Annotated in this window: 13 protein-coding genes and 1 pseudogene; all 14 read right to left on the bottom strand. The window is 69.2% G+C overall.

The genetic code is table 11. The features are described 5' to 3' along the window. Positions 1 to 98 precede the first annotated feature (98 nt). Positions 99 to 794, bottom strand: a complete 696-nt coding sequence (locus AB0C20_RS32175; protein WP_112587029.1) for a cell division protein DivIVA — start codon at positions 792 to 794, stop codon at positions 99 to 101. 52 nt (positions 795 to 846) lie between these two features. Then, positions 847 to 2,028, bottom strand: coding sequence for a globin domain-containing protein (locus tag AB0C20_RS32170; protein WP_357187558.1), 1,182 nt, complete (start codon positions 2,026 to 2,028; stop codon positions 847 to 849). A 2-nt stretch (positions 2,029 to 2,030) separates the two neighbouring features. Then, positions 2,031 to 2,429: a group 1 truncated hemoglobin gene (locus tag AB0C20_RS32165; RefSeq protein WP_357187555.1), complete on the bottom strand. Its 399-nt coding sequence runs from the start codon at positions 2,427 to 2,429 to the stop codon at positions 2,031 to 2,033. A 258-nt stretch (positions 2,430 to 2,687) separates the two neighbouring features. Next, complete coding sequence (locus AB0C20_RS32160; protein ID WP_145788361.1) at positions 2,688 to 3,284, bottom strand: MerR family transcriptional regulator; 597 nt, start codon at positions 3,282 to 3,284, stop codon at positions 2,688 to 2,690. Between the two features lie 159 nt (positions 3,285 to 3,443). Further along, entirely contained in the window at positions 3,444 to 3,908 is a 465-nt protein-coding gene (locus AB0C20_RS32155; protein WP_030327706.1) for a bifunctional nuclease family protein, read from the bottom strand. A gap of 185 nt (positions 3,909 to 4,093) precedes the next feature. Further along, positions 4,094 to 4,795 carry a MerR family transcriptional regulator gene (locus tag AB0C20_RS32150; RefSeq protein ID WP_203121165.1) on the bottom strand — a complete coding sequence of 234 codons (702 nt, stop codon included), beginning with the start codon at positions 4,793 to 4,795 and terminating at the stop codon, positions 4,094 to 4,096. Positions 4,796 to 4,845: 50 nt separating this feature from the next. Continuing rightward, positions 4,846 to 5,298: an FHA domain-containing protein gene (locus AB0C20_RS32145; protein WP_007071101.1), complete on the bottom strand. Its 453-nt coding sequence runs from the start codon at positions 5,296 to 5,298 to the stop codon at positions 4,846 to 4,848. 214 nt (positions 5,299 to 5,512) lie between these two features. Then, positions 5,513 to 5,893, bottom strand: coding sequence for a glycine cleavage system protein GcvH (gene gcvH, locus AB0C20_RS32140; RefSeq protein ID WP_091397961.1), 381 nt, complete (start codon positions 5,891 to 5,893; stop codon positions 5,513 to 5,515). A 60-nt stretch (positions 5,894 to 5,953) separates the two neighbouring features. After that, a complete protein-coding gene (locus AB0C20_RS32135) occupies positions 5,954 to 6,973 on the bottom strand; it encodes a DUF881 domain-containing protein (protein WP_357569393.1) in 1,020 nt (339 codons plus the stop codon). Between the two features lie 11 nt (positions 6,974 to 6,984). Continuing rightward, positions 6,985 to 7,317, bottom strand: coding sequence for a small basic family protein (locus AB0C20_RS32130; protein WP_030327710.1), 333 nt, complete (start codon positions 7,315 to 7,317; stop codon positions 6,985 to 6,987). Then, on the bottom strand, positions 7,314 to 8,258 hold the full coding sequence (locus tag AB0C20_RS32125) for a DUF881 domain-containing protein (protein WP_357187547.1): 945 nt from the start codon (positions 8,256 to 8,258) through the stop codon (positions 7,314 to 7,316). Before AB0C20_RS32125 ends, AB0C20_RS32130 begins: the two co-directional genes overlap by 4 nt. Next, entirely contained in the window at positions 8,255 to 8,887 is a 633-nt protein-coding gene (locus AB0C20_RS32120) for a CDP-alcohol phosphatidyltransferase family protein (RefSeq protein WP_112673328.1), read from the bottom strand. Before AB0C20_RS32120 ends, AB0C20_RS32125 begins: the two co-directional genes overlap by 4 nt. Positions 8,888 to 9,181: 294 nt before the next feature. Further along, a complete protein-coding gene (locus AB0C20_RS32115) occupies positions 9,182 to 9,643 on the bottom strand; it encodes a MarR family transcriptional regulator (RefSeq protein WP_357187543.1) in 462 nt (153 codons plus the stop codon). Between the two features lie 56 nt (positions 9,644 to 9,699). Beyond that, positions 9,700 to 10,344 (bottom strand): annotated as a pseudogene (locus AB0C20_RS32110) (PP2C family protein-serine/threonine phosphatase); the annotation flags it as partial. Positions 10,345 to 10,413 lie beyond the last annotated feature (69 nt).

Raw genomic sequence — 10,413 nt, 5'->3', positions numbered from 1 at the left:
CCTCGGGAAAGCGCTGCCACACCGCCGACGTAAGTTCCCGGAACGGGCGAGCTGGCTGCGGAGCAAGCCAGACGACCGTGTCATCCCCACCCGGCGACTCAGCGCTGCTGGTGCCGCGGCAACGCCGACTGGCCCACCACGCCACCCACGAACGGCGCCCCCGGCGTCTCCGCCGCGATCCGATCCATCGTGCGCGCCAACTGCTCACTGCCGTCGTCGAGATGCCGCGCCGCCGCCTGCATGTGCGACACCATCATCTCCCCGAAGATCCGCAACGCCTCCCGGGTAGCCACCGTGTCGTCGAAGCTCGACCCCGCCGCGCTGCGGTACTCCGCCACCGCCCGCTCCGCCTCCTGCTTCGCCTCCGCCTCCGCCGCGTGCAGGTAACTCTCGTACTGCACCCGGGCGTACTCGGCGACCCGACGCGCGTAGTCATGGGCCTGCGCGATGATCTGCTCGGCCTCCCGCTGCGCCGCCGACAGCAGATTCACCTCCCGCGCCGCCGGAACCTTCGCCGCCGCCCCCGTACTCGGAATCACCCCGTGCCGGTGCAACTCCACCCGGTCGGTCAGCCGCTCGTTCTCCGCCCGCAACGTCGCGATCTGCGTCGCCAACAGGTCCAACTCGTCAGCGACCTGCACCCGGAACCGGTCCACGTCAGCGTTGTCGTAACCACGCCGAGCAAACGACGCCGCACCGAACTCCCACCGCCGAACCCGATCCGCGGTCATCCGCACCTGCACACCGCCGGAAACCTGCACACCGTCATACCGACTGATCGGCGTCGCACTCACCTGCGCAGACCTCCGTTCGCGACCGCCGGGCTCGCAAGCTCACTTCTCGCGCTCACCTGTGCCCACCTCCCGAAGCGTCACCCGCAGCCGACTGCTGCACCGCCGTCCGCCACGCCGGGCCGTACCACTGCGCGCCCAGGCCCTCGTGGTGCACCTGACCCGCGTGGTAACCCGCCTGCACCAACGTCCGCACCGCGTGCGACACCATCTCGTCCGACCCACACACGAACACGTGCCGGGACCGCCAGTCACCGTCGGCCAACGCCCGGTCCACCGCCTGCACGAACTCCCCCGGCCGGTGCACATCGGCACCGACCACGTACGTCACCGTCAACCACGGATACGACGACGCCAACTTGTCCATCGCATCGCTGTCGTAGAACTCGCTACGGGACCGGGCACCCACATACAGGTCCACCCGCCGACGAGAACCCTCCGCGGCCACCTGCTCCACCAACGCCTTCACCGGCGCCCAGCCGGTACCCGACACCAACAGCAACAGGTCACTGGAGCCCGCCGACCACAACCCCAGCCGGTCCCCCACCGGCGCCGCCAGGTGGATCCGATCCCCCACCGCCGACCCGTACACCAGCCGCGACGACACCGCACCACCCGGCGCGGCCCGCACATGCAACTCCAACGTGCCGTCCGCCCGCGGCGCGTTCGCCGGCGAGTAGTACCGCCACGACCGCACCGACGGGTGCGACACCCCGATCGACTGACCCGGCGTGAACGGCAACAGATACTGCGGACGCACCGTCAACACCGCCACGTCGAACGCCCGCCGCTCATGCGCCACGATCTCCGCCACCCACCACGGCGGATTGACCGACTCAGCGGCCTGCGCGGCCTCCATCATCACCTGGGCGACCAACCCGTACGCCGCCGTCCAGTCCGCAGCCAACTCGTCGGTCCACTGCTCGGCGAGGAAATGCTGCAACGTGGCCACCAGCGCCTCACCGACCGCCGGATAGTGCTCCGCGCGGACCGCGAACTTACGGTGATCCGCGCCGAGATCCTGCAGGAAACCCACCAACCCATCGACCTGGTCCACGTTGGACACGATGTGACCCAACGCGGTCACGAGGCGGTCCCGCTGACCGGCCATGTTCGTGGGGAACATCTGCCGCGTCTCGGGATGGGCGAGGAACAACGTCGAGTAGAAGTAGAGCGGCACCTGGTCGCCGTGACCGGCGACCACCGACCAGCTCTGCTTGAGGCGAGCCGCGTCCACGCTCAGGCGCCCGACCTGTTCCCGGCAGCCACCACCTGGCCCTGCACCTGCCCCAGCACTGTCTGCACGTCGGCGAGGATGTCCGCCGGCACCCCCAGCTCGGTCAGCGTCACCGTCAGGTGCTCGCCCACCTTCGCGTAGTGCTCCACAGTGATGTTCAACGGCTGGTGCGCCTCGGCCAACCCGCGACCCGTGTACTCGTTCGGGCCACCCAGCACCACCGTCAACATCAACGCCAGATGCCGCCGCTGACCTGCCATGTCCACGCCAGCGAAATAGCCCGCCAACTCCGGGTCCGCGAGCACCTTGTCATAGAACAGCTCAACGGCCGCCTTGACCGAACTGGCACCGCCAATGCGGTCGTAGTGCGAGGCGGGAGCAGTCTCTTCCGTAACCGTCACGGTCGTTCCTTCCGGGGGTGAAGGGTCCAGAACCGTGAGGGACCATAGCGTGCCAACCGCCCCCGGTCAGCGCCCCCTTATCGGATTCCCGACAACACGACGACACGGTGCGTCACCACTACCGATGGGTATATCCACAATGGGCCACCGACACGACACCCACAGTATCCACAGTGGACCGACACGACCGATAGACCCCCACCACCGTCACCGACGGTCGCGAGAAAACAACCGGAAAAAAACCGAAAGACGGAACGGTCAGCCGGCGCGCCGCCGCGCCCGCCGCGCCGCCAACTCGTCACCCACCGGATCCGGACCCGACGCCACCGCCGGCTCCACCGGGCCGCTCGTCGCCGGCTCCGCCGGCAGATGCGACAACGACCCCTGGATCTCCTTGAAAGCCCCACCGATCGCGATGCCGAAGACCCCCTGGCCACCCTGCAACAGGTCGACCACCTCCTCCGGAGACCGGCACTCGTACACCGTCGTCCCATCAGAGATCAGCGTGATCCCCGCCAGATCCTCCACACCACGCGACCGCAACGCCTCGATCGCCTTACGGATGTTCTGCAGGGACACCCCCGCATCCAACAACCGCTTCACGACCTTCAACACCACCAGGTCCCGGAACGAATACAACCGCTGCGTCCCCGAACCTGAGGCGTCACGAACGCTCGGCACCACCAGCGTCGTCCGCGCCCAGTAATCCAACTGCCGGTAACTGATGCCCACCGCGTGGCAGGCCGTCACACCCCGGTAGCCAACCGAACCGTCACCCTCAGCCGCCACACCTGGCGACGAGGCACCCGACTCGTCGAACTCTGCACCCGGATCGGAATCCCGCGGCTCGTGCATCCGGACAACCTCCCCGTCAGTGTGGCGACGCATCGTTTCCGGGACGCGCACCCCTCGACATGGAAACCCTATCGCCACCGTCAGGGGTTACCACGGAGGAACCGACGCGACACGCCGCGCAGCCACCGAGAAAGATCACCAACCGAGCCCGGGCACACCTCAGCCCGCGAAATCCTCCGGACGCACCTGCTCCAGGAACTCGCGGAACTTCTCCACCTCGTCCTCCTGCTCATCAGGGATAACGATCCCCGCCTCGCTGAGGACCTGCTCCGCACAACGAATCGGCGCACCAACCCGCAACGCCAACGCGATCGAATCGCTCGGACGCGCCGACACCCGCACCCCATCGCCGATCAACAGATCCGCGTAGAAGACGTTCTCCTTCAGCTCGGTGATCTCCACCGCCTGCAAGGGCGCCTTCAACGCCGCCAACACATCCCGCAGAAGATCATGCGTCAACGGCCGGGCCGGCTTGACCCCCTGCTGCTCATAAGCGATAGCCGTCGCCTCGACCGCGCCGATCCAGATCGGCAGATAGCGGTCCCCCTCGACCTCCCTGAGCAGGACGATCGGCTGGTTGCTGGGCAGCTCCACCCGAACTCCGACCACGCTCAGCTCGCGCACCGCCGCCTCCGTGTCGTTGTCACCTACGCCGCACCGCGCCCTTCCCTGCACGGTACACGGACCGCAACACGGCCGTCCCATGCGCTACAGCACCACGCCCGCGCCGAAAAGGGGTTACCCCGGCAAGCCTACGGCACGCTTCCCGGAAGAGATCTTTCCGCTCAGCCGCCACCCACCGGGCACCCTCACCGACCCAACGTCGACCGCAGCCCCACCCGCACCAACGCCGCGTGCAACTGCTCCGACAACGCCACCAACTCCCGCGCCGTCTCCGCCGCCCGCGCCCGCGCCGCCGGATCACTCTGCCGCGCCAACGGGGCCACCAACTGCGCGAACAAACCAACCTCCCGGTCCGCCGCCGTCCGATAACCCCGCAGGTGCCGCGGCTCCAACCCGTACGCCGCCAACCCCGCCACCGCCGACGCGATGATCAGAGCATCCGCGTCATACCACCCCGGCGGATCCGACACCAGCACACCGAGCCGCTCCAACTCCACCAACGTCGACTCGTCGACCCCACTGCGCGCCACCAGATCCGCCCGGCCGAGCCGCACCTGCGACGACTCGGCCGGCTCCGCCAACTCACGACCCGGCACCGCACCATCGGGACCGACCGCCACCAACGCCGGCCGCGACCGCCCCGGCTGCTCACCGGACGAATCCCACTGGGCCAACTGCTCCCGGATCACCCGCAACGGCAGGTACTTGTCCCGCTGCGCGGTCAACACGAACCGCAACCGCGCCACATCGTCCCAGCTGTACTTCCGGTAACCCGCCGCCGTCCGCTGCGGCTCGACCAAACCCTCGGCCTCAAGAAACCGCAGCTTCGAAATCGTGGTATCCGGAAAATCCACCCGCAACTGCCCAAGCACCTCACCGATGCTCATCAGCGGCTCAGACCGAGCCGCCCCGGGTGACATGGAGGCCGCAGGCTCGTTCACCCCCGGCCGGCCTCCTCCTCCGGGCGCGGACCGGCGATGAACACCACCCGGAACTTACCGATCTGGACCTCGTCACCATTGCTCAACGTGGCCGCCTCAACCCGCTCACGATTGACGTACGTGCCATTCAGGCTGCCCACGTCCCGCACCGTGAACGTCCCACCATCACGGTGGAACTCCGCGTGCCGACGCGACACCGTCACGTCATCCAGGAAGATGTCACTGTCCGGGTGCCGGCCACTGGTCGTCACATCGTGGTCCAACAAGAACCGGGCACCCGCATTCGGGCCTCGACGAACCACCAGCAGCGCCATACCCGGCGGCAACGAACCGGACATCCGGCTCGGCACCACATCGGTATCCGGCCCCTCCAGCACTTCGTCGAGCGAACCGAGATTGAGCGTCGAAGTGACGTCGAGTGGGGGGAACTCGTCGTCTGGCCGCGTCATGGGACCACCTCACGGATCTGTTCGGTCGGCGTCGGGTAATGGCGGGTCTGGCCGCCGGGCACTTGAACACCCGGCGGCTGGCTCCCCGTGCCCGGGAAGGCAATTCCGCAACGCTCAACTATTGGGTTCTCGGTCGACTGGGCGAGCCTAGCCAGCGCCGAAATGCAGGGCAACCGGACGCGCGCAGACATCCCACGCACCGGATCAAGCACACTCAGCCTTCGGTGATCTTCTGATACGCGGCCGCCGTCAGCAACCCATCAGTCGCAGTCGGATCATTCGGCGTGATCTCCACCAACCAACCCTCACCGTACGGATCAGTGTTGATCAGCTCAGGCGTGTCAGCCAACGCGTCGTTGCGCGCCGCCACCGTACCGGCCACCGGCGCGTAGATCTCCGACACGCTCTTGGTCGACTCGATCTCGCCCAACGAGTCACCGGCCGCGACCACCGCACCCGCCTCGGGCAACTGCACGTACACGATGTCGCCGAGCGCGTCCTGCGCGAAGTGGGTGATGCCGACCCGGACCGAAGCCGTGCCGTCACCCGCCACCCACTCATGCTCGGCGGTGTATCGCAGATCCTCGGGAATCACCAGACGCGTCCTTCATCCATCGGTGCCCCGGACCACCCGGGTCCGGCGCGGCCGCGCCGGTCAGGAGACCGGACGGGCGTGTTCCAACTTGATCGGCACGTGCAGCGCCGAAACCTCGGCAACCTCACGCTCCCCAAACGTCACGTTACCGCCGTCACCCCGGACCGACGCCACCACCCCACCAGGAATGTTCAACGCCGTACGCATCGTCGCCGGATCACCGATCACCGTGATCGTGTACGGCCCCGACAACCGACGCCCCTCCACCATCAACGACCCGTTGTCATCGAGGAAGTACGTCGACGCGATGATCCGCACCGTCGCCCGATCCCCACCGGAAATCTGCATCGCCTCGGCGCCCGCACCACGCAGCTCCTGCACCGCGTCCAACACCCGGTTCGCCGAGATCGCCTCCACACCCGCCTCGAACTGCACAGTCAACCCGGGACCCACCGCCGGCAACGTCCCCGCCAGGATGCCCAACTCGTCCGCCCGCCGCGTCGCCTCGTCCAACGCCGCCTGACGACCCTGCTCACCCGAACGCAACTGCCGCTGACTGTCCTCCAGAGCCCGGATGTCCTGCTGCAGGCGGTTCTCCCGCGCATCCAGATCCGACAGGATCCGGACCAGGTCCTCCTGCCGGGTCGCCCCCAGCGTCGGATCCGTCGACGTCGTCTTCAACTGCACGACCAACGTGAACCCCAGCAACGCCAACAACGCGGCGATCATCACCCCGGCCGCACTCCACCGGGACCGACCAGCCACCACCGGCGCCGCCGACTCCTGCACCGGCTCCGCCAACCCGTCAGAACCCGCGACCGGCCGCTCCCCCGACCGCGACACCGCGCTCAGGTCCACCGTCGCACCATCGTCGACCGGCTCCACACCCGGCTCCACCACAGGGTCGGCCGCAGGCTCGTCATCCGACGGCTGCGCCGGCCCCTGCGGCGCCAACGGACTCAACTCATCCGGATCCGGCGCATCCGGCCGCGGATCCGGCTCACCCGCCGGCCCACCCGGCCGCACCGGACCCGCCGGCTGCGGCCACCCGGTCCCCGTGTCGGTCTGCTCGTCACTCATCGCAACCCAACCTACGCCCGGAAAAGGTGCCGACGGATCGCCGCCACGTTGCCGAAGATACGCACACCCAACACAACGACCACACCGGTGGACAACTGCCCACCCACCCCCAACTGGTCACCCAGATACACGATCAGACCAGCCACCAGCACGTTCGAAATGAACGACACCACGAACTGCTTGTCGTCGAAGATGCGATCCAACCGCGCCCGCACCCCACCGAACACCGCGTCCAACGCGGCCACCACAGCGATCGGCAGGTACGGCTGCAACGCCGCCGGCACCGTGGGATCAAGCCACACACCCAGCACCACACCGGCGAGCAACGCCAACACCGCGATCATCGGCCACCTCCGGAGGGGCTAACAGTCGTCGCCGGACCGGACGACCCGGGACTGCCGGAACGGACACCCGACGCGGAAGGGCTCGGACTGACCGACGGCTTGGCGTAGCGTAGCTGCGGCTCCGGCGCCGCCGGCAGGGTGAGGTCATCCGCCTCCCGCACACCGAACGACAACCCCGTCCCCTGCGCGACCTTCCGCATCAGCGCCGCGTTCCGGCTGTCCTCGAACTTGCGCCGCATCGAACCGGGCCCGATCGCCGACACCTCGTACGGCCCGGTCACCGGCCGGAAATCCACCAGCATCGCCTCACCCGCCGACCGGATCGTCGACGTCGACGTCAACCGCTGCCCGTTGATGGCGATCGCCTCCGCGCCAGCACTCCACAACGCGTTCGCCACACCCTGAAGGTCGCTGTAGAGCACCCGCGGCGGCCCAGCGCCGGCACCGGTGACCGCATCCGCCTTGTCCGGCGCATCCGCCAACCGCACCACCACACCATCACCGCGCACCCGACCCAGCCCGGTGCTCGCCTCCAGGTTGCGCAACCGGGCCGCAGCCGACCCGCTCAACGCCGCGTCCCGCTGCCGACTGACCTCCTCGCGCAACTGGTCCGCCCGCGTGGACAACCGATCGGTCTGGCTCTCCCGCTCCTTGATCTGCGACACCAGACCCGAACGGGCCTGGCTGCGCCCCGGCTCGTCCGCCATCGTCTGCCGGTACGCGACAGCGAACAGGAAACCGAGCATCACCACCACGACCAGGCTCACCGACCGTGCCGGCAAGGCCCGCCACCCGCGCGCCGGAGCCGACTCCACCGAGCGCCGACGGGCGGCAGCCGCGTCCGCGTACCCCGGATCCAGCGGGTTGCGGAACAGCTCGGTGAGGAAGTCCGGCGCGTACACCCGGTCCTGGCCGGGTTTCCCCAGCCGCGGCGCGCTCACGCCGCCGCTCCCGGACCGCGCGCCGCGCGCACCAGCCGGGCCGCCTGCACGACGTACATCCCGCCGGCCACCCAGTACAGCACCAGTCCCCACCAGGCCAACGCCCAACCGATGGCACTCGCCGCCGTCGCCACGTCGGTCGCCGCGCTGGCCAACAGCAGCACCGGGAACGCCGCGAGCAGCAGGAACGTGGCGGTCTTGCCCACGTAGTGCACCGGCGGCGGCCCGTACCCGTAGCGACGCAGCACCGCCAACGAGGCCAGCAGGAGCACCTCACGGGCCAGCAGCGCCGCGGTGAACTGCCACGGCACCACCTCCCGAGCGGTGAAGGCGACCAGGGTGGCGAGGATGTAGAGCCGGTCGGCGAGCGGGTCGAGCAGCTCGCCCAGGCGGCTGACCTGATGCAGGCGGCGGGCGATCCAGCCGTCGACCCAGTCGGTGGTGCCGCCGATGGCCAGCACCACGACCGCCGCCACGTCGGCCCGCGCCACCAGGAACAAATAGAGGAAGAGCGGCACGCCCAGCAGCCGCCCGAAGCTGATCAGGTTGGGCAGGGTGAGCACCTGGTTGCCGGGAGTCTCGTCACCGGTGTCCCGCGGTTGCTCTGCCCGAGCCTGCCGACGCGACACCGATCCTCCTCCACGGCACGCGGGCCCCCGGCCAGCGCCGGGCGCGGCTGAGGGTCGTACGCGCTGTCGGGCCGACCAGCGCCGGCTCTCCCCTGCGGCCCCGGGCGGGGCCCCCTCCCCTGATGCGGCCCGCGATCTCGATGATCGCGGGCCGGGTAGGTGCGCTGCCACTATATCGGGCTTCCTCTCGCTGGCCGGGCGCCGCTTCGGGCTGTCGGCGCGGCTGTGCCGCACTGTGGCGTGGATCACCACGCGTAGAGCGTCCTAGGATACTAGTGGAAGAGGGGACAGCGCTCAGGCCGTCTGGACGGCGGGATCGGTCTGCTGCTCGGGCGCCGACGTCGCCGCCCGAGCGAACCCGGCCAGCGCCAACAACAGCTCGTGCTGCATCCGCGCCGGCATCCGGTCCAACACCGCCTGCACCGCGCGCTGCCGCCGCTCGGCCAACTCCCCCAACAGCGTCAACGCCGCGGCGGTCGGCACCAACCGCACCTCACGCCGGTCACGCGGATCGGCCACCCGACGCAACAGCCCGGTCGCCTCCAACCGGTCACACAGGCGGCTCGCCGACGAGGGCACCACGTCCAGCAGCTCCGCCAACCCGTTGACGTTGGTCTCCGGACGACCGCAGATCAGCGTGAGCACTCTCAGCTGGGTGGGCGGCACCTGATGCCGCGCCGCGGCCGACTCCAGCACGGCGATCAACGTCCCGGCGGCCGCGTCGATCGCCGCGGCGAGATCCGCAGGTCGCTCCACCTGATGTCCCCTGCCGTCGTCGCGCTGGTGCCCGCCCGGCAACGCGGCGGCGAACCTCACCCCGTGCCCCGTTCGCGCGGACCGTGCCAGTCCAGACAGACCACGACGGCGTCGTCGCGCAGATCGGAATCCGCGTGATAGGCGTGCAGTTCGCGCATCACCGTACCAACCGCCTCGGCCGGCGGCTGCAGCCGCGTGGCGCGCATGGACCGAGCCATCGTCCGCTGCCCGTACGGCTCCTGACCCGGCGGTTCGGCGGCCCACACCCCGTCACTGACCACGAAGAGCCGGTCACCCGGGGCGAGTTGCACCTCCTGAAGCTCGTAGCGGGTCTCGGCGAACATGCCCAGCGGCAGCTGCTGATCCAGCTTCATCGGCTCGACAGTGGACCCGCGCATCCGCAACAGATGGGGAGAGCCCGCGTCGACCGCCCGCACCCGGCCGAGGCGAGTGTCCACCTCCAGCAGCAGGGTGGCCACGTACCGGGCGCCCCGGTGTTGGTAGAAGACCGTGTCCGAGGCCAGCTCTGCCTGCTCCACCAGGCCGCCACCGGAGCGACGCGCGTTGCGCATCGCGTTGACGGTGACGGCGGTCAACAGGGACGCCGCCAACCCACTGCCCTCGCCGTTGAGTACCGTCACCGTGAGACGTTCGCCGTCCAACGACCAGTCGAAATGGTCGCCGCCGACGGTGTACGCCGGTCACCACCCGCCCCGCCGCGAAGACCCCGAGCATCCGATACAGCCGTACCTCGCCGGTGTCCGCGTCGA

Source organism: Micromonospora sp. NPDC048843 (assembly GCF_040649965.1).
GTDB classification, from domain to species: Bacteria; Actinomycetota; Actinomycetes; order Mycobacteriales; family Micromonosporaceae; genus Micromonospora; species Micromonospora hortensis.
The sequence above is the reverse complement of the archived record's forward strand: the minus strand, read 5'-3'. Positions and strand labels throughout refer to the sequence as shown.

Bases quoted from the DNA above. Each gene is read 5' to 3' on its own strand.
- AB0C20_RS32150 (WP_203121165.1), bottom strand. From the start codon at position 4,795: ATGAGCATCGGTGAGGTGCTTGGGCAGTTGCGGGTGGATTTTCCGGAT.
- AB0C20_RS32145 (WP_007071101.1), bottom strand. From the start codon at position 5,298: ATGACGCGGCCAGACGACGAGTTCCCCCCACTCGACGTCACTTCGACG.
- AB0C20_RS32130 (WP_030327710.1), bottom strand. From the start codon at position 7,317: ATGATCGCGGTGTTGGCGTTGCTCGCCGGTGTGGTGCTGGGTGTGTGG.
- AB0C20_RS32135 (WP_357569393.1), bottom strand. From the start codon at position 6,973: ATGAGTGACGAGCAGACCGACACGGGGACCGGGTGGCCGCAGCCGGCG.
- AB0C20_RS32160 (WP_145788361.1), bottom strand. From the start codon at position 3,284: ATGCACGAGCCGCGGGATTCCGATCCGGGTGCAGAGTTCGACGAGTCG.